The sequence below is a fragment of the Streptomyces sp. NPDC004051 genome, from assembly GCF_053604275.1.
Genome location: NZ_JBSGHG010000001.1, coordinates 36,615 through 54,373 on the forward strand (window position 1 = coordinate 36,615; position 17,759 = coordinate 54,373).

20 protein-coding genes and 1 riboswitch are annotated in these 17,759 nt (G+C 73.4%); of the genes, 9 read left to right on the forward strand and 11 right to left on the reverse strand.

Annotated features, from left to right (window positions below; genetic code table 11):
• The first annotated feature begins 55 nt into the window (after positions 1–55).
• The 5 genes from ACWEQO_RS00190 to ACWEQO_RS00210 all read left to right on the forward strand — a co-directional run bounded on the left by ACWEQO_RS00190 (position 56) and on the right by ACWEQO_RS00210 (position 4,855).
• Entirely contained in the window at positions 56–1,042 is a 987-nt protein-coding gene (locus ACWEQO_RS00190; RefSeq protein ID WP_361460688.1) for a DEDDh family exonuclease, read from the forward strand.
• A 128-nt stretch (positions 1,043–1,170) separates the two neighbouring features.
• Positions 1,171–1,404 carry a hypothetical protein gene (locus tag ACWEQO_RS00195; RefSeq protein ID WP_361460690.1) on the forward strand — a complete coding sequence of 78 codons (234 nt, stop codon included), beginning with the start codon at positions 1,171–1,173 and terminating at the stop codon, positions 1,402–1,404.
• Between the two features lie 50 nt (positions 1,405–1,454).
• Positions 1,455–2,258 carry an SURF1 family cytochrome oxidase biogenesis protein gene (locus ACWEQO_RS00200; protein ID WP_452977196.1) on the forward strand — a complete coding sequence of 268 codons (804 nt, stop codon included), beginning with the start codon at positions 1,455–1,457 and terminating at the stop codon, positions 2,256–2,258.
• Between the two features lie 55 nt (positions 2,259–2,313).
• Positions 2,314–4,095, forward strand: a complete 1,782-nt coding sequence (locus ACWEQO_RS00205) for a glycoside hydrolase family 15 protein (RefSeq protein ID WP_452977199.1) — start codon at positions 2,314–2,316, stop codon at positions 4,093–4,095.
• 4 nt (positions 4,096–4,099) lie between these two features.
• Positions 4,100–4,855, forward strand: a complete 756-nt coding sequence (locus tag ACWEQO_RS00210) for an SDR family oxidoreductase (protein WP_361460696.1) — start codon at positions 4,100–4,102, stop codon at positions 4,853–4,855.
• 31 nt (positions 4,856–4,886) lie between these two features.
• Here the strand turns inward: ACWEQO_RS00210 and amaP are convergent, their stop codons facing one another.
• The 5 genes from amaP to ACWEQO_RS00235 all read right to left on the reverse strand — a co-directional run bounded on the left by amaP (position 4,887) and on the right by ACWEQO_RS00235 (position 7,233).
• Positions 4,887–5,465: an alkaline shock response membrane anchor protein AmaP gene (gene amaP / locus ACWEQO_RS00215; protein ID WP_452977202.1), complete on the reverse strand. Its 579-nt coding sequence runs from the start codon at positions 5,463–5,465 to the stop codon at positions 4,887–4,889.
• Between the two features lie 5 nt (positions 5,466–5,470).
• Positions 5,471–6,100 carry a DUF6286 domain-containing protein gene (locus ACWEQO_RS00220; RefSeq protein WP_361460700.1) on the reverse strand — a complete coding sequence of 210 codons (630 nt, stop codon included), beginning with the start codon at positions 6,098–6,100 and terminating at the stop codon, positions 5,471–5,473.
• Positions 6,097–6,486: a hypothetical protein gene (locus ACWEQO_RS00225; RefSeq protein WP_452977206.1), complete on the reverse strand. Its 390-nt coding sequence runs from the start codon at positions 6,484–6,486 to the stop codon at positions 6,097–6,099. The genes ACWEQO_RS00220 and ACWEQO_RS00225 overlap by 4 nt, the downstream gene beginning before the upstream one ends.
• Positions 6,483–6,668 (reverse strand): hypothetical protein, encoded by a 186-nt coding sequence (locus tag ACWEQO_RS00230; RefSeq protein WP_361460704.1) that lies wholly within the window; start codon positions 6,666–6,668, stop codon positions 6,483–6,485. Before ACWEQO_RS00230 ends, ACWEQO_RS00225 begins: the two co-directional genes overlap by 4 nt.
• Positions 6,669–6,738: 70 nt before the next feature.
• A complete protein-coding gene (locus ACWEQO_RS00235) occupies positions 6,739–7,233 on the reverse strand; it encodes an Asp23/Gls24 family envelope stress response protein (protein ID WP_361460705.1) in 495 nt (164 codons plus the stop codon).
• An 88-nt stretch (positions 7,234–7,321) separates the two neighbouring features.
• On the opposite strand from ACWEQO_RS00235, the gene ACWEQO_RS00240 reads away from it, so the two are divergent.
• Positions 7,322–8,083 carry a nucleopolyhedrovirus P10 family protein gene (locus ACWEQO_RS00240; protein WP_452977209.1) on the forward strand — a complete coding sequence of 254 codons (762 nt, stop codon included), beginning with the start codon at positions 7,322–7,324 and terminating at the stop codon, positions 8,081–8,083.
• A 60-nt stretch (positions 8,084–8,143) separates the two neighbouring features.
• Here ACWEQO_RS00240 and ACWEQO_RS00245 read toward each other — a convergent pair whose 3' ends face one another.
• The 3 genes from ACWEQO_RS00245 to ACWEQO_RS00255 form a co-directional block, all read right to left on the reverse strand.
• Positions 8,144–8,947 (reverse strand): enoyl-CoA hydratase/isomerase family protein, encoded by an 804-nt coding sequence (locus ACWEQO_RS00245; protein ID WP_361460709.1) that lies wholly within the window; start codon positions 8,945–8,947, stop codon positions 8,144–8,146.
• 151 nt (positions 8,948–9,098) lie between these two features.
• Positions 9,099–9,320 carry a helix-turn-helix domain-containing protein gene (locus ACWEQO_RS00250; RefSeq protein ID WP_029385158.1) on the reverse strand — a complete coding sequence of 74 codons (222 nt, stop codon included), beginning with the start codon at positions 9,318–9,320 and terminating at the stop codon, positions 9,099–9,101.
• 421 nt (positions 9,321–9,741) lie between these two features.
• Positions 9,742–11,340 (reverse strand): ABC-F family ATP-binding cassette domain-containing protein, encoded by a 1,599-nt coding sequence (locus tag ACWEQO_RS00255; protein ID WP_361460711.1) that lies wholly within the window; start codon positions 11,338–11,340, stop codon positions 9,742–9,744.
• Positions 11,341–11,625: 285 nt separating this feature from the next.
• Here ACWEQO_RS00255 and ACWEQO_RS00260 point away from each other — a divergent pair, with 285 nt between their 5' ends.
• Positions 11,626–12,039, forward strand: a complete 414-nt coding sequence (locus tag ACWEQO_RS00260; RefSeq protein ID WP_452977213.1) for a VOC family protein — start codon at positions 11,626–11,628, stop codon at positions 12,037–12,039.
• Between the two features lie 67 nt (positions 12,040–12,106).
• Here the strand turns inward: ACWEQO_RS00260 and ACWEQO_RS00265 are convergent, their stop codons facing one another.
• The 3 genes from ACWEQO_RS00265 to ACWEQO_RS00275 all read right to left on the reverse strand — a co-directional run bounded on the left by ACWEQO_RS00265 (position 12,107) and on the right by ACWEQO_RS00275 (position 15,654).
• Positions 12,107–13,522 carry a hypothetical protein gene (locus ACWEQO_RS00265; protein ID WP_361460713.1) on the reverse strand — a complete coding sequence of 472 codons (1,416 nt, stop codon included), beginning with the start codon at positions 13,520–13,522 and terminating at the stop codon, positions 12,107–12,109.
• A 274-nt stretch (positions 13,523–13,796) separates the two neighbouring features.
• On the reverse strand, positions 13,797–14,924 hold the full coding sequence (locus ACWEQO_RS00270) for an alpha/beta hydrolase (protein ID WP_361460714.1): 1,128 nt from the start codon (positions 14,922–14,924) through the stop codon (positions 13,797–13,799).
• 61 nt (positions 14,925–14,985) lie between these two features.
• Positions 14,986–15,654: a class II aldolase/adducin family protein gene (locus tag ACWEQO_RS00275; RefSeq protein ID WP_452977217.1), complete on the reverse strand. Its 669-nt coding sequence runs from the start codon at positions 15,652–15,654 to the stop codon at positions 14,986–14,988.
• A gap of 242 nt (positions 15,655–15,896) precedes the next feature.
• Between ACWEQO_RS00275 and ACWEQO_RS00280 the strand changes: the two genes are divergently transcribed.
• On the forward strand, positions 15,897–17,147 hold the full coding sequence (locus ACWEQO_RS00280) for an anion permease (protein ID WP_452977220.1): 1,251 nt from the start codon (positions 15,897–15,899) through the stop codon (positions 17,145–17,147).
• A 43-nt stretch (positions 17,148–17,190) separates the two neighbouring features.
• The gene (locus ACWEQO_RS00285; protein ID WP_361460718.1) at positions 17,191–17,412 is read left to right on the forward strand and encodes a hypothetical protein; all 222 of its coding nucleotides are present in this window, start codon (positions 17,191–17,193) and stop codon (positions 17,410–17,412) included.
• Between the two features lie 130 nt (positions 17,413–17,542).
• A riboswitch (cobalamin riboswitch) is annotated at positions 17,543–17,681 on the forward strand.
• The last annotated feature ends 78 nt before the right edge of the window (positions 17,682–17,759 follow it).

Here is a 17,759-nt window from a genome sequence, read left to right on the forward strand (position 1 = left end):
CCGTGCGGCACCTGGCGGGTCGGGCTGTCAGTCGCGGCCCGTATCCTCATGAACCATGCTCGAAGACCTCACGACCGCAGCGTCCTCCGCCACCGACTGGCCGGCCTCGTACCCGCAGGGGTACGCGGTGGTCGACGTGGAGACCACGGGACTCGCCCGGGACGACCGCATCGTCTCCGCGGGCGTCTACCGGCTGGACGCGCGCGGTGAGGTCGAGGACCACTGGTACACGGTGGTCAACCCGGAGCGGGACCCCGGCCCGGTGTGGATCCACGGTCTGACGAGCGAGGCGCTCGAAGGGGCACCCCTCTTCGGTGACATCGCCGAGGAGTTCGCCGGCCGGCTGGAGGGGCGGGTGCTCGTCGCGCACAACGCCGTCTTCGACTGGCAGATGATCGCCCGCGAGTACGCCCGTGCCGGCGCGCAGGCGCCGGTGAAGCAGCGGTTGTGCACGATCGTCCTCTCCAAGGAGCTCCGGCTGCCGCTGCCCAACCACAAGCTGGAGTCGCTCGCCGCGCATTTCGGTGTGGTGCAGCAGCGCGCGCACCACGCGCTGGACGACGCGCGGGTGCTGGCGGAGGTGTTCCGGCCCAGCCTGCGGGCCGCGGCGATGGGCGGGATGCGGCTGCCGCTGCACGAGTGCCTGCCGCTGACGGAGTGGACCGACCGGCCCCGGGCGGCTCGGCAGGCCGGGTACGGCGGCGGTCACCGGTCCACCGGCTGGCGCCCTTCCCGCAAGCGGCCCGCCTGCCCCCACCCCAACCCGGGGCGGTACGAGCCGGGCAAGCCGCTCAAGCAGGGCATGCGGGTCGCGTTCTCCGGTGACACCTCCGTGGAGCGGGACCTGCTGGAGGACCGGGCGACCGAGGCCGGTCTGCACGTCGCCACCAGCCTGTCCCGGCTGACCAGCCTCCTCGTCACCAACGATCCGGACTCGGGCACGTCCAAGGTGGTCAAGGCCCGGCAGTACGGCACCCCGGTCGTGGACGAGGCGGCCTTCGGCCAGCTGCTCGGTGACGTCGAACCCGCGTCGGAGGGCTGACCGCGCCGACGGCGAGCGGGGCGCCGTCCGCCCACCGGGTCCGAAGGACCGTGCGGACGGGTGATTGCCGGGCGACTCGCCCGCCGCCCGCTCGCCCGCACCGGACCGCCGGGCCCACCCTGTGGCGCATGGCGACATGCGAAGTGTGCGGCAACAACTACGGAATGACCTTCGAGGTGCACGCGCAGGGCGCGGTGCACGTCTTCGACTGCTTCTCCTGCGCGATCCACCGGATGGCCCCGATCTGCGAGCACTGCCGGGTGCAGATCATCGGCCAGGGCGTGGAGGCCGAGGGCCACTGGTACTGCGGCGCCCACTGTGCCCGCGCGGAGGGAAGGGCGGGGATCGTCGACCGGGTGTGAGGACGCACCCGCCTGAATGCACCCCATGGCCCTGGTTGTACGGTCGTGGGGTGTACCGCTTCCTGTTGTCCCGCCAGTGGGTGATCCTCACCCTTCTGGCACTCGTGCTCATCCCGACGATGGTCGAGCTGGGCTTCTGGCAGTTGCACCGCCATGAGCGCCGGGTCGCCCTGAACCAGGTGATCGCCAACTCCCTGGCGGCCGAGCCGGTACCCGCCGAGTCCCTGACCTCGCCCGGAGCGAAGGTCGAGCACGAGCACCTGTACCGCAGGGTGACGGCGAAGGGGAGCTTCGACACCGCCGACGAGGTCGTCGTGCGCCGCCGTACCAACGCGGACGACGAGGTCGGCTACCACGTGCTCACCCCGTTCGTCCTCGAGGACGGCAGGATCCTGCTGGTCAACCGGGGCTGGGTGCCCGCGGACGGTCCGAGCCAGAGCGCGTTCCCCGAGATCCCCCCGCCGCCCGGGGGCGAGATCACCGTCACCGGCCGGCTGATGCAGGACCAGACCACCGAGGACAGCGGCATCAAGAACCTCCAGGGCCTGCCCGACCGGCAGATCATGCTGATCAACAGCGAGCTGGAGGCCGAGCGGCTCGGCAAGGAGGTCCTCGGCGGCTACGTCGATCTGACGGAGCCCGGGCCGAGCGGTGACACCCCGCAGCTGATCTCCGAGCCCGTGCACGACGAGATCGGCCCGCACATGGCGTACGCCGTCCAGTGGTGGCTGTTCGCCGCGGGCGTCCCCGTCGGCTGGGTGGTCCTGGTCCGCCGCGAGGTACGGGAGCGTGCCGAGCAGGCGGCCGCCGGGGCGGCGGGCGCGCAGGAGAGCGAACAGCCCGCGGCTGTCTAGAGCACGCTCGGCGCCGCCCTGATTGCCGCTCCCGGCGGCCGGGCATCCGCACCTCGTGCACCGTATCGAGGACTACGCGCTCATCGGCGACGAGCAGACCGCTGCCCTGGTGGGCGCGGACGGGTCCGTCGACTGGCTCTGCCTGCCCCGCTTCGACTCCGGCGCCTGCTTCGCACGGCTGCTCGGCGACGAGGACAACGGTCACTGGCGCATCGCTCCGTCGGGCGCCGAGCGGTACACGCGCCGCGCCTACCGCCGGGACACCCTCGTCCTGGACACCGAGTGGGAGACCGACGAGGGCGCGGTGCGCGTCACCGACCTGATGCCGCAGCGCGACCTCGCCCCCGACCTGGTGCGCGTCGTCGAGGGCGTACGCGGCCGGGTGACCGTCCGCAGCACGCTGCGGCTGCGTTTCGACTACGGCTCGGTGGTGCCCTGGGTGCGCAGGGCCGACGGCCACCGGGTGGCGGTCGCGGGCCCGGACTCGGTGTGGCTGCGCAGCGTGCCGGAGGTCCCCACCTGGGGCGAGGACCGCGGCACGCACTCCGAGTTCACGGTCGGGCCGGGCGAGCGGGTCGCGTTCGTCCTCACCTGGCACCCCTCCCACGAGCCGCGCCCTCCGCTGGTCGACCCGCACTCCTCGCTGCGGCACAGCATCGCCGACTGGCGCGCGTGGGCGTCCCGGTGCCGTTACACCGGCCCGCACCGGGACGCGGTGGTCCGCTCCCTGATCACGCTCAAGGCGCTCACCTACTCCCCCACCGGCGGGATCGTCGCCGCGCCCACCACCTCGCTGCCGGAGGATCCGGGCGGGGTGCGCAACTGGGACTACCGCTTCTGCTGGCTGCGCGACTCCACGCTGACCCTGAACGCGCTGCTGGCGGCCGGGTACCAGGAGGAGGCGGAGGCCTGGCGCGACTGGCTGCTGCGCGCGGTCGCGGGCGACCCGGCGGATCTGCAGATCATGTACGGGCTGGCGGGCGAGCGGCGGCTGCCCGAGTACGAGCTGCCGTGGCTGCCCGGCTTCGGCGGCGCCATCCCGGTACGGGTCGGCAACGACGCCGTGAACCAGTTCCAGCTGGACGTGTACGGCGAGGTCGTGGACTCGCTGGCGCTGGCCCGGCGTGCGGGCCTGTCCCCGCGCCCGGACGTGTGGGCCCTGCAGACCGTGCTGCTGGACTTCCTGCGCACGGCCTGGCGGCAGCCGGACGAGGGGCTGTGGGAGGTGCGCGGCGGCCGCCGCCACTTCGTGCACTCCAAGGTGATGGTGTGGGTGGCCGCGGACCGCGCGGTGCGCCTCCTGGAGGAGAGTCCGGAGCTCGAGGGCGACCTCGACGGCTGGCGCGCGTTGCGCGAGGAGGTGCACCGTGACGTGTGCGAGAAGGGGTACGACCCCGAACGGAACACGTTCACGCAGTCCTACGGCTCGCGCGAGCTGGACGCCGCGCTGCTGCTGATCCCCCGGGTGGGTTTCCTGCCGGCCGACGATCCCCGGGTGCTCGGCACCGTCGACGCGATCCGCGCGGAGCTGGGCCAGGACGGGTTCGTACGCCGCTACACCCCGGACGCCGCCCCCGTCGACGGGCTGCCCGGTGCGGAGGGCACGTTCCTGGTGTGCTCGTTCTGGCTGGCGGACGCCCTGCACATGGCGGGCCGGACGGATCAGGCGCGCGAGCTGTTCGAGCGGCTGCTGGGGCTGGCCAACGACGTGGGTCTGCTGGCGGAGGAGTACGACGCGGTGGGCGGGCGGCTGCTGGGCAACTTCCCGCAGGCGTTCAGTCACATCGGCCTGGTGAACACCGCTCTCGCCTTGTTCGGGGACCAGAGGGCAGGATAGGGCCATGGATCTTGGACTGAAGGACCGGGTGTACATCGTCACCGGGGCGACCCGCGGGCTGGGCAACGCCACCGCGCGCGAGCTGGTCGCGGACGGTGCGAAGGTGATCGTCACGGGCCGGGAGGAGAAGAGCGTCGCCGAGGCGGTCGCCGGTCTCGGGCCGAACGCGGTCGGCGTGGCGGTCGACAACGCCGACCCCCAGGCGCCGGCGCGGCTGATCGCGACCGCGCGTGAGCGGTTCCACCGTTTCGACGGCATCCTCGTCAGCGTGGGCGGACCGCCGCCCGGGTTCGTCGCCGATGCCACCGACGAGCAGTGGCGGTCGGCGTTCGAGTCGGTGTTCCTGGGCGCGGTGCGGCTGGCCCGCGCCGCCGCCGCGGAGCTGGGCGAGGGCGGGGTCATCGGCTTCGTGCTGTCCGGCTCGGTGTACGAGCCGCTCGCCGGTCTGACCATCTCCAACGGCCTGCGCCCCGGACTCGCCGGCTTCGCCAAGTCCCTCGCGGACGAGCTGGGCCCGCGCGGCATCCGCGTCGTGGGGGTGCTCCCCGGGCGGATCGACACGGACCGGGTCCGGGAACTCGACACCCTCTCCGCCGACCCGGAGGCCACCCGTCAGGCGGCCCGAGCGCGCATCCCCCTGCGCCGCTACGGCACCCCGGCCGAGTTCGGCCGCACCGCGGCCTTCCTCCTCTCCCCGGCCGCCTCCTACGTCACCGGCGTCATGGTCCCGGTGGACGGCGGGGTACGGCACGGGTTCTAGGGTCGCGTCCGGCCGCGGGGCGGGGCCGTGCTCAGCTGACGCGTTCCGCGCGGTGCTTGACCGCTTTCAGGCGGACCTCGGCCGGGAGGGCGGTCAGGCCCGCCGCCTCGCGGGCGTGGGTGAGGGCCCCGGTGGTGAGGGTGTCCAGTGCGGTGCCGGGGTCGACGTGGGGCTCCAGGCGGAGGCGGACGCGGGTCCGTGGGGCGCCGCGCCGGCCGGTCAGCCGGGCGTGGGCCTGGTCTACGCCGTCCACCCGGCCCGCTTCCTCGGCGAGTGCGGCCTCCAGGGCCCGGCCGCGCAGGATCGCTCCGTCGCCGTCGCCGGTGTCGACGAACACCTCGGCCAACCGGCGCCGGCGCAGGACCGCGACCAGCCACCAGAGCAGGAGCAGGACGAGGACCGCGAGCGCGGCGATCACGACGGGCCACCACCAGCCCGCGTCCCGCCACCGGGTCCGCTCGGCGTCGCTCAGCAGTACGTCGTGCCGTCCCTGGTGCAGCCACCAGGAGGGCGCCGGCGCCCCCAGTCCGACGGCCAGCACGGACCCGCCGAGGGCCACCAGGAGCAGGCCGGTGATCCCGAGCAGCACACGGTTGACGATTCTGATCACCGGCCTCACCCCTTCCGGCCGGGACGTCGTACCCGTACCGACAGGGCGGGCGGCCGGGACAGCCCCAGGCCCCCGATCGCTTCGGCGAGTACCGCCTCCAGGTCGGCCCGTACCTCGTCCAGTTCACGGAAGTGCGACACCGCGCGGACGTCGGCCCGCCCGCGGGTCACCCGTACCCGCGCCGTCTGCACCCCGGCGATCTCCATGGCCCGGTCCCGCAGTGCCGTCGCCGCCGCGTCCCGGTCGAGTCCGGCGCGGACGTCGGGGTGGGTGCGGCGCATCGGGAGCAGGGCCCGCAGCCCGGGGGTGAGCGCCAGCAGGAGCAGCCAGAGTCCGAGGGCGGCGGCGACCCCGGCGCCCAGCAGCACCCAGATGTCGTCCAGGGGCCGTTCGGCCAGTTGGCGGGCGAGTTCCCGGCGCCAGCTCATCGCGGGCCGGTCGGCGCGCACCGCGGCGATGTCGTACAGGAACGCCACCGCGATCACCAGGAGCAGCAGGGCGAGCAGGCCCGCGGGGACCTTGCGCGCCGACCAGAAGCGCCGGGGGCCCGGGGCCGCGGCGCCGTCCGGCTCGGGTGGCGGTGTCTTCTCCAGGACGGTGCCCGCGGGCTGCCCGGCGGCTCCGGGTCCGCTCATCGGGTCCTCCTCACCCGGGCCGCTCCCGGTGCCGCCGCCAGGTGCAGCCGTTCCACCTGGACGACGACCTCCGGCACCTGCATGCCCGCCAGCACGGACACCCGTTCGACCACCTGGCGGCGTACCCGCCCGCACCGGCCGCCGATGTCGCCGGGGTAGCCGAGTTCGACGTGGACGCGGACCCGCGCGGTGTCGTCGCGGTGGACGACGACCATGGCGTGCGGCGGTTCGGCGTCCGGGGGCAGCGGTCCGAGCGCCTCGCGGGCCGCCTGGGAGGCGATCTTCGCGACCACCCGGTCGGCGATCCTGGTCGCACCGCGCTCGCGCGGCGGCACGACGACGCGGACGCCGTCGGCCCCGTCTTCCCCCGTGCTCACCGGCGTCACCTCCGACGATCGTCACGGGGACGGAAGAAGTCACCGGGCTCCAGGTCCCCCTGGAGGAACCGCCCGGCGACGAAACCCACCGCCCCCAACGCGGCCACCAGCAGGAAGGCCCCGAATCCGCCGAAGTATCCGGCGAAGCCCAGCGCCATGCCGGCGATCATGCCGACCACTGCCATGTTCATGATGCGCTCCTCAGCTCCTCGGCTCCTCGGCCCGTCAGCTCATCAGCTCGTCAGCTCTTCGGGGGACGCCTCACTGGAGACGGCTCTCCGACTCCTCGTCCTCCTCGTCGGGCAGCTTCACGTCGCTGACCGCGATGTTGACCTCGACCACCTCGAGGCCGGTCATCCGCTCGACCGCCGCCACGACGTTCTCCCGCACGTCCTTGGCGACCTCGCTGATGGACACGCCGTATTCGACGACGATCTCCAGATCCAGCGCGGTCTGTACCTCACCGACCTCGGCCTTCACCCCACGCGTCACCGATTTCGACCCGCCCGGCACCCGGTCGCGCACGGCCCCGAAGGTCCGGGACAGGCCGCTGCCCATGGTGTGCACGCCGAGCACGTCCCGCGCGGCGAGACCGGCGATCTTCTCCACGACGCCGTCGGCGATCGTGGTGCGGCCGCGGGTGGCGGGTTCGCCTCCGCCGCGCCGGGTGCCCGGCCCCTTGCGCGCAGAGGTGTCCGGCACGGTCTTCTCGAGGTCGGTGGCCCTCGTCGAGCCGCCCTCCGGCATGTCGGTCATGGGTGCACGTCCCTTCCGGTCGTCGTCCACATGCCCACCGTATGCGCGGTTGCGTGATGACGCGCCGTGGATGCGGCAGGCTGGAGGAATGACGGCGGACCGGTGGACTCGGGCAGTGCGACAGCAGTTGGGACTGGGCAGACTTCTGCCTCTGGGCGGACCGCGGGACGGCGCGTGGATCTCCGAAGCCGCCGCCGGGGAGGTGCTGCGGCGCGCGGTGGTGCGGGACGAACCGGGCGTGCGCGTGGACGGACTGCGCATCGCGCTCGCCGACCCGCAGGACGTCGGCGAGCCGGTGGTGCCGCCCCCGCCGAGCGCCCTGCCCCCGGGGGCGCTGCGGGTGACGGTCGGGTTCGCGGCCACGGCGGCGGAGCCGCTGCCGGTGACGGCGGACCGTCTGCGGGCGGTGCTGTCGCGGGCCGCGGCGGAGCGGATCGGGCTGGTGGTGGCGGAGGTGGACCTGCGGGTGACCGAACTGCTGGACCCGCAGGCCGGACCGCCCGCGGGTCCGGCGGCGGACGCGGCTCCGGCGGCGGACGCGGTGGGCGGGCCCACGGACGGGTCGGCCGGCGCGCCGGAGCCCGGTGACTCCGACGGGAACCGGGTGGCCGCCGCGGCGCTCGCCGTCCCGGGGGTGTCCCGGCTGACGGGCACCCTGGGCCACCCGGTGCACCTGACGGCCCACCGGCAGCCCGACGGAGCCTCTCTGGCCCGCCGTCACGCGCGCGTGGACCTCGCCGCCCTGGCGGACCACCGAACGGTGGACGTGGCCCGGGCGGTCCGCACGGCGGTGTCGGCCGCCCTGCCGGACCGCCCGACGGTGGCGGTACTGGTCACGGCGCTCGACTGACGCCCTCCCGCGGCTCCCCCGCGCCCCACCGGTTCCTCACCCCGGCGGGGCGCCGGTTCCTCACTCGCCGAGACCGGCCAGATCCCGCAGCCTGCGGCCCTGGGCCGCGCGCTCGGCGATCCGCTGCTCCTCGTACGTACGCTCCTGGGCGCCCCTCAGGAGCGCCTTCGTCTCGATCACGGCGTCCCGGGGCGCGGCCAGCAGCGCCGCCGCGAGGTCGCGCACCGCCGAATCCAGTTCGTCGCCCGGCACGGCGAGGTTGGCCAGGCCCGTGCGCACGGCCTCCTCGGCCGTGACGAACCGCCCGGTCGCACAGATCTCCAGCGCGCGGGCGTATCCGACGAGCCCGACCAGCGGATGCGTGCCGGTCAGGTCCGGTACCAGCCCCAGGCTGGTCTCGCGCATGGCGAACTGGACGTCGTCCGCGACGATCCGCAGGTCACAGGCGAGGGCCAGCTGGAAACCGGCTCCGATGGCGTGCCCCTGCACGGCCGCGACGGAGACGAGGTCGCTGCGCCGCCACCAGGTGAACGCCTCCTGGTACTCGGCGATGGTCGCGTCGAGCTCGGCCTCCCCGCTGCGTGCGAGCTCGACGAAGGAGGTCTCGCCCTCGATCCCCTCGGGCGTGAGCATCTGCCGGTCGAGCCCGGCGGAGAAGGACTTGCCCTCGCCCCGGAGCACCACGACCCGGACGGAGCCCGGCAGCAGCCGGCCCGCCTCGGTCAGCGCGCGCCACAGAGCGGGGCTCTGCGCGTTGCGCTTGGCCGGGTTGGTCAGCGTCACCGTGGCGATCGCGTCGTCGACGGTGAGCCGTACGCCGTCCTTGTCGAGTACCGGACCGAGGTCCTGGGCGGACGAAGCCATGGGGCGCCTCCGATGGGTGCGGTCGTCTTCCGCGCCGCGCGACGGCGTCGAGCCGTACCGCGACACAGCCAAGTGACTGCACAGTAACCACCCGGTCGGTCAGTCGGCCGACCGGGTGGCCACCATCGGGATCGAGGGGCGGCGCCCGGAATCAGGCCGAAGGGGCCTTCTTGCCTCGTGTCGCCCCGCCACGCCCTCGGAGCGTGACGCCCGACTCGCTGAGCATGCGGTGCACAAAGCCATACGAGCGGCCGGTTTCCTCGGCCAACGCCCGGATGCTCGCACCGGCGTCGTACTTTTTCTTCAGGTCTGCCGCGAGCTTGTCGCGCGCGGCGCCGGTCACCCGGCTGCCCTTCTTCAGAGTCTCGGCCACCCGTGCCTCCTCATGGGAAGTGCGCTCTGGTCTCCTCATGATCACCCCTCCCGGGCCCGATGGCCACCCATTCGGCAAGGTCCGTGCGACAAGGTTGTGACGACAGGAGCCCGTCCCCACAAACGGAGTAAGGAATTCCACCGGATGCCGAGGACACCCCCGAACGGGTTGCCCCGCGAAGTCCCAGGTCAGAAAGGTGTCGCGGCCGAGCCCCGGTGGATCAGGGGCTCGGCCGCGAAACGCGTGGAGGACACACCTCGGTACGAGGAGATCTCACACGAATGATGGATCACCGATGGGCCGAATGATCCATACGCGGTGGATCACGCCGCCGGTCATGTCAGGAGTCACCTGCGCGGTCGCACCTGCCGTCACGCGCGCGGCGGACCGGGGCCGCTCGGGCGAGGGGCCCCGGGGCTGCTCAGGCGAGGGCGACGAGGTCCGCGTAGTCGGCGCCCCACAGGTCCTCGACCCCGTCCGGCAGCAGGATGATCCGCTCCGGCTGGAGCGCCTCGACGGCGCCCTCGTCGTGGGTGACCAGGACGACCGCGCCCTTGTAGGTGCGCAGCGCGCCGAGGATCTCCTCGCGGCTGGCCGGGTCGAGGTTGTTGGTGGGCTCGTCGAGGAGGAGCACGTTCGCCGAGGAGACCACGAGGGTCGCGAGCGCGAGACGGGTCTTCTCGCCGCCGGAGAGGACGCCGGCGGGCTTGTCCACGTCGTCGCCGGAGAACAGGAACGAGCCGAGCACCTTGCGGACCTCGACGAGGTCCATGTCGGGCGCGGCGGAGCGCATGTTCTCCAGCACCGTGCGGTCCTGGTCGAGGGTCTCGTGCTCCTGGGCGTAGTAGCCGACCTTGAGCCCGTGGCCGGGCACGACCATGCCGGTGTCGGGCTGTTCCACTCCGGCGAGGAGGCGCAGCAGGGTGGTCTTGCCCGCGCCGTTGAGACCGAGGATGACGACCCGGGAGCCCTTGTCGATGGCCAGGCCCACGTCGGTGAAGATCTCGAGGGAGCCGTACGACTTCGACAGGCCCTCGGCGGTCAGCGGGGTCTTGCCGCAGGGCGCCGGGTCGGGGAAGCGCAGCTTGGCGACCTTGTCCGACTGGCGGGCCTCCTCGAGGCCGGACAGCAGGCGCTCCGCGCGGCGGGCCATGTTCTGCGCGGCGACCGTCTTGGTGGCCTTGGCGCGCATCTTGTCGGCCTGGGCGTTGAGGGCGGCGGCCTTCTTCTCGGCGTTCTGCCGCTCGCGCCTGCGGCGCTTCTCGTCGGCCTCGCGCTGCTGCTGGTAGAGCTTCCAGCCCATGTTGTAGATGTCGATGGTGGAGCGGTTGGCGTCCAGGTAGAACACCTTGTTGACGACCGTCTCGACCAGGTCGACGTCGTGGGAGATGACGATGAAGCCGCCGCGGTAGGTCTTGAGGTAGTCGCGCAGCCAGACGATCGAGTCGGCGTCGAGGTGGTTGGTGGGCTCGTCGAGCAGCAGGGTGTCCGCGTCGGAGAACAGGATGCGGGCCAGTTCGACGCGGCGGCGCTGACCGCCGGAGAGCGTGTGCAGCGGCTGGCCCAGGACCCGGTCGGGCAGGTTCAGCGCGGCGGCGATGGTGGCGGCCTCGGCCTCGGCGGCGTATCCGCCCTTGGTGAGGAACTCCGTCTCCTGGCGCTCGTACTGCCGGAGCGCCTTCTCCCGGGTGGCGCCCTGGCCGTTCGCGATGCGCTGCTCGTTCTCGCGCATCTTGCGGATCAGGACGTCCAGTCCGCGGGCGGAGAGGATGCGGTCGCGGGCGAGCACGTCGAGGTCGCCGGTGCGGGGGTCCTGGGGGAGGTAGCCGACCTCGCCGGAGCGGGTGACGCTGCCCGCGGCGGGGATGCCCTGGCCGGCGAGGACTTTGGTGAGCGTGGTCTTGCCGGCGCCGTTGCGGCCGACCAGGCCGATGCGGTCGCCCTTGGTGACGCGGAAGGTGGCGCTTTCGATGAGGACACGGGCACCGGCGCGCAGCTCGATGCCGGAGGCGGAGATCACTGGTCAGACTCCAGGCGTTGGGGGTCCCCTGCTCGAACGGAGCCTGGGGAAGTCGGCGGTGGGCGGCTGAGGGCGTTCCCGCCGTCTAATGCACAAGGAGAATGGCCATGCGGGCCATTCTAACGGGGTCGCGCAACCACTTTTCCGGTGTGCGGGTGTGCGATGCCCCTCTCCCGGCCGGGTCACGGAGCGTTGTCGGTGGTCGGTGCCAGACTGCCGGAAGGTCGTTTTTCCGGTGGTTTTCCCGTTGCCGGGTTTTGGGCTGCGGGAGGTGAGGAGTGGGCCGTGGCAGGTACGGGCGGCGGACGTCCGAGCGTCTTCCCGACGCTGTTGTACGCGGACGCGAAGGCGGCGATCCGGCAGCTCACGGAGGCCTTCGGCTTCACGGAGCTGTCGGTGTACGAGGGCGAGGACGGCTCGGTGGTGCACGCCGAGCTGGTCCAGGGCAACGGCGCGGTGATGCTGGGTTCCCGGGGCCGCGGCGGCGTCTTCGACACGGCGATGAAGGGTGCGGGGCCGGCCGGGGTGTACGTCGTCGTGGACGACGTGGACGCACACCACCGGCGGGCGGTGGCCCAGGGCGCGGAGATCCTGGCGCCCCCGGCCGACCAGGACTACGGCTCGCGGGACTACACGGCCCGGGACCTCGAGGGCAACGTCTGGAGCTTCGGTACGTACGCGCCCGAGGCCGGGGCCTGAGCCCGGCCCCGGGCCGGTGGGATCTCGCGGGACGGTGGTGGCGGCGGTGGCGGCGGTGGCGGTGGCGTCAGCCTCCGGTGTGCACCTGGAAGGCCGCCCGCCGGACGGCTTTGGCCAGAGCCGGGTCGGGGTGCGCGGCGGCGAGCGCGACCAGCACCTGCACGGTGCGCGGGTGTCCGACCGCACGCACCTCGTCCAGCAGCGCGGGGACGGTCGGCTGGACCGCGGACTCCAGGTGCCGTACCAGCAGCGGGGCCTCACCGTGGTCGGCGACCGCGGCGGCGGTGTCCACCCACAGCCAGGTGGCCTCCTCCCGGGTGAGGACCTGGTGGGCGTCCTCGGGGTCGGCGCCCTCGTGCTCGGCCAGCCACAGCAGGGCGTAGGGCCGCAGTGTCGGCTCGTCGTGCACGGCGCGGACCTCGGGTTCGGCGGGGGCGCCGACCACGCGCAGCGCCTCGAAGGCGAGGCCGCGCAGCAGGGCGTCCTCACCCCGGGCGGCGGCGAGCAGTTCGGCGACGGCGCCGGCGACCGGGCGGGCGGCGAGCCAGGCGCGGTACTCGGCGCGGGCCGCGTTGGGGCGCAGCTGGGCGCAGCCGCGGAGCATGTCCTCGGCGCTCTGCTCGATGTTCCCGGCGGGGCTCTGGGCGGCGACGCAGATCTGCTCCAGCTTGACCCAGACCGCCCAGCTGCCGAGCGGGGTGAGCGTGGCCTGCCCCTCGCCGTAGGTGAGGGCGCCCACCGCGGCGAGGGCGCGCAGGGCCCATTCGAGAAGCGGGGCGAGCGGGGCGTCGGCGGCGCCCGGTTCGACGGGCGTGGGCCGGGCGGTGTCGGCGGAGGGGGACGTGTAGTCGACCTCGCAGCGCTCCGTGCGCAGTTCGGTGACCCGTTGCTGCAGCAGGTCGAGGAGCTGGGGCACGGGGACGGGCCCGGCCGAGAGCTGGAGGAAGGAGAGCACCTGCGGCATGGCCGAGACGACCTCGCCGACGGTGGCGGATTCGTGGCCCTCGGGTTCCGGGTGGGCCAGCGACCAGGCGTCGAAGAGGGCGACCCAGCCGCGCAGCACGGCGCTGTCGTCGCGGTCCCAGGCGCGCAGCCGCCAGCCGGGGCGGGCCGTGTCGCCGTGCACCTCGACCAGACCGGCGAGCCGGGCCGTGTCCCAGTCGGCCCGGACCTGAGCCGGGGTCAGGCCCAGGTCGTCGGCCGCCCATCGCGCGGTCGCGTCGGAGAGGATGGCCTTGCCGGCGGCGGTGGCGCTGCTGCTCCGGCCGGGTCCGAGGGCGGCGTCGGCCCAGCGGGCGACGCGGGCCGCTCCGGCCAGACCGGAGCGTGCCGTCCTGGCCAGCTCCGCGGGGGCCGGTGTGCCTTCCGGAGGGCGCGGCGCAGGACGGCGCGAGCGCTGCTGGTTCATCGCCCTGGGGGCGGCGGCCAGGGGTCGCGGGCGGACAAGTCGAAGCCTGGAGTCGCGCGGGATACGGGACGTCACGGGTGCAGTCTTGCGGTTGACGGTCCGAAAACCCAAACGGAATGTCACGGGCGGCGACGGAGAGGGCCGGCGCAGCGGGTCGCACGGGCGGTCGAGGGGCGGTGGCAGGCCGGCGCCGCGGCCCCGAGCGGAATCCCCGGCGAGGCCCCCGCTCCCCCGTCCGCCCGGCCCCCGCCACCCGCCGGGGCGGAGAAGCCGGAGGAGCCGGAGCGGCCGGAGGAGCCGGAGGGGACCGCCGAGCCGGCACGGGGGTCACCCGCGGGAGGTGCGGAGGTCACATGAGCGGGGTGAGGAAGCGGCGCAGGGCCTCTTCGTAGGTGTCCTGGTCGGCGTTCCACATGGCGCCGTGCGGAGCGTCTGCGACCGTGAGCAGGGTGATTGTGTTGGGCTGGGATGCGGCCAGGCGGTGGGAGAGCCGCCAGGGGGCCACCACGTCGCCGGGGCCGTGGACGATCAGGGTGGGGACGTCGATGTGCTCCGCCTCCGTCGTGCCGGGGTGGTGGTCGCCGTAGCGGCCGGTGCGGCCCTGGGCGGCGCGGACCGCCAGCGGCAGCAGCACGCCCGGGGTGCGGCGGGCGGCGGCGAGGGCGCGCAGGGTCGATTCCCAGCTGAGCACCGGGGAGTCGAGGACGAGTCCGGCGATGCGGTCGCGCAGGGTGGAACGGGCCGCGGCACGCAGCGCCATGGTCGCGCCGGTGGACCAGCCGAGCAGGACGACCTGTCGGGCACCGGCGTCCAGCGCGTGGCGGATCGCCGCGTCGAGGTCGCGCCACTCGGTCTCGCCGAAGTGGTTGAGGCCGTCGGGCGAGCGCGGCGCGCCCGGATCGCCCCGGTACGAGGGGATGAGCATCGGGAAGTGGTGGCGGTGCAGGAACTCCATGAGGTTCATGGGGTGTTCCCGGGTGGTGCCGAGGCCGTGCACCGCGATCACCCAGGTCTCCCGGACGCCCGGCACGAACCAGGCGGGAAGGGGGCCGAGTTCGCCGGGGACGAGGACGTCGGTGTGGTCCAGGCCCAGTGCGGCACCCGGGTCGCCTATGTACAGGTTCGGGGTGAGCCACGCCCGGTCGCCGGGCTTCAGGGTGCCCCGCACGACGCGTTCGAGACGGCGTACGACGGTGTCGGCGGAGTCCGACATGCCTTCCAGTACGGGTCCGACGACCGCGTGGGAGTCGTCACCGGTGAGGCCGTAGCGGCCGGGGCGCAGGGCGGCGAGGTCCCGGGTGAGGCTGATCTGGCCGGCGGCGGTGCCGTGCACGGTGAGCCGGGGCTCGGTGGGCAGCGGTCTGCCCGGCGGCGCCTTGAGTGCCGCGTCGCTGGCGAGCCGGCCGGCCGCCACCGCGGCGGCTCCGGCACCTATCACGGCGGTGACGGCAGCGGCCGTCGCTCTGACAGTGCGCACGGAACCCAGTGTCCCGGCGGACCGGCCCCCCGGCCAGTGGACGTCTTGCCCGGGTGACCTCTCAGTCGCGCTGCCCGTAGCCCCGCAGGCGGTCCGCGACCTCCGCCAGCTGGTCGGCCGACAGGAGGGCCGGGGAGCGGCCCGGGACGGACGAGGCGGTCAGCCAGAGCCTGCACATCCACTCCAGCTGGGCGGTGCGGTCGTAGGCCTGGTCGAGGGTGGCGCCGTGGGTGAGGGTGCCGTGGTTCCTCAGGAGGCAGCCGGTGCGGCCGTCGAGGGCGCGCAGCACGTGTCCGGCCAACTCCTCGGTGCCGTAGGTCGCGTACGGGGCGACCCGGACGGGCCCGCCGAGCGCGGCGGCCATGTAGTGGACGAGCGGGAGTTCGTCGACGAGCGTGGAGACCGCCGTCGCGTGCACGGCGTGTGTGTGCACCACGGCGCGGGCGCCGGTCGCGCGGTACACCGCGAGGTGCATGGGCAGCTCGCTGGTCGGGACCAGGGTGCCGAGGACCTGGCGGCCGGTGAGGTCGACACCGGTCACGTCGTGCGGGGTCAGGCGGTCGTAGGGCACCCCCGACGGTGTGACCAGTACGGTCGGACCGACCCGTACCGAGACGTTTCCGGAGGTACCGACGACGAGCCCGTCGGAGACGGTCCGGCGGGCGGCCTCGACGAGGCCGGTCCAGGCGCGCGCCTTCTCCTCGCTCGCACGGCGTCGCTGTTCGGTCATGCCGTGATCCTGCCGGGTGACGAAGGTCTCTTCAACGGATCCACGGCCGGCCGTGGACGTCCGCCGACGGGGTCACAGCCCTTCAGCCGCACCGCCGCGGGTGGGGCATGGTGGATGCGGGGCCGTCCGAGGGGGCGTTCACACCCCTCAAGGTCATCCCGTCGCCCATCCCAGTTCATCTTCTGTTCACTCAGGTTACCTACGTTCAACGCGCCAATGACTTCGAACGATTGCCTGGGTAAATGGAAAGCTTCTCGCTGATCCTCGCGATTGTGGTGGTAACCGCACTCGCGTTCGATTTCACGAACGGTTTCCACGACACCGCGAACGCGATGGCGACAACCATTTCGACCGGTGCTCTCAAGCCCAAGGTCGCGGTGGCCATGTCCGCCGTGCTGAACCTGGTGGGCGCCTTCCTCTCCGTGGAGGTCGCCAACACGATCTCCAAAGGCCTCGTCGACGAGGCCGGCATCCGGCCCGAGGTCATCTTCGCCGCACTGGTCGGCGCGATCCTCTGGAACCTCCTGACCTGGCTGGTCGGCCTGCCGTCCAGCTCCTCGCACGCCCTGATGGGCGGCCTGATCGGCGCCACCGTCGCCTCGGCGGGCTTCGGCGCGGTGCACGGTGACGTCCTGGTCACCAAGGTGCTGATCCCCGCGATCGCCGCGCCGCTGGTGGCCGGCGTCGCCGCGATGTTCGCCACGCGGCTGACCTACCGCCTGGGCAAGAAGGCCGACGGCAAGGCGTCCGAGAAGGGCTACCGGGCGGGTCAGATCGCCTCCGCCGGCCTCGTCTCCGTGGCCCACGGCACCAACGACGCGCAGAAGACGATGGGCATCATCACCCTGGCCCTGGTCGCCGGCGGCGCCCTCGCCCCGGACTCCGACCCGCCCATGTGGGTCATCGTCTCCGCGGGCGTCGCCATCGCGCTCGGCACCTACCTCGGCGGCTGGCGCATCATCCGCACGATGGGCAAGGGCCTGACGGACCTCCAGCCGCAGCAGGGCTTCGCCGCCCAGACCAGCGCCGCGACGGTCATCCTGGCCTCCTCCCACCTCGGCTTCTCCCTCTCCACCACGCACTCGGTCTCCGGTGCCGTGATGGGTGCGGGCCTGGGCCGCAAGGGCGGTGTCGTCCGCTGGTCGACGGCCACCCGGATGTTCGTCGCCTGGGGCCTGACGCTGCCGGCGGCGGCCCTGGTCGGAGCCATCGCCGAACTGGTCTGCCGAGCCGGCAGCTGGGGCACCGCCGTCGTCGCCGTCTTCCTGGTCGTCTCCAGCGCGGCGATCTGGAAGATCTCCCGGCGGGAGGTCGTCGACCACACCAACGTCAACGACCACGACGACGCCGACGTCCCGGCCGCCGCCGCCGAGGAGCCCGCCGGCGTGGTGACCGTCGCCATGGCCGCGGTGACCCCGCCTCCGGCCGGCGATCTCTCGGCCACCATCCCGGCCCCGGCCCCCGCCGACCCGCCCGCCAAGACCACCGTCTGACCGCGTCCCGGCACGAAGGAAGAGACGAAGGAAGAAGAGCACCATGCAGATCGACTGGGCGGCCCTCGGTTCCGTCTTCGGCGTCAGCCTCGTGGTCACCGTGGCCCTGGTGGCCCTGTTCACCCTCGGCATCGTCGGCCTGTCCCGCCATGAGCGGGCCGTGGCCCAGGGCCAGTCCGCGGCCCTGGCGGTCGCCGGCGCCTACGCCTGCTTCGCGGCCTGCACGGCGGCGGTGGCGTACGGGATCTACCTGATCGTGGCCTGACCGAGGTCGTCTCCGTCCGACGGGCGGTGCGGGGTGTGAAGCCCCGCACCGCCCGTTCGCGTTCCCCCCACCGGAGCCCCTCTGTGGGCCTCAGCACACTTCAGCCTCGCAGGTCAAAGGCAGGTTGACGGTTCTTCCGGGCCGTGGTGAACTGCCGGATGCCAATGCGGCGGCAGGAGAGGAAGCCGGTGGAAGTCCGGCGCGGTCCCGCCACTGTCACCGGGGTGCACACCCCGGGAGCCAGGAACTCTCACCGCCGGTCTCGTCGAACCAGGGCGTGGACACCCTGAGTGAGGACATATCGCCATGCCCGGCTGCCCGTCGAGGTCGACCAGCAACGCCCCGTC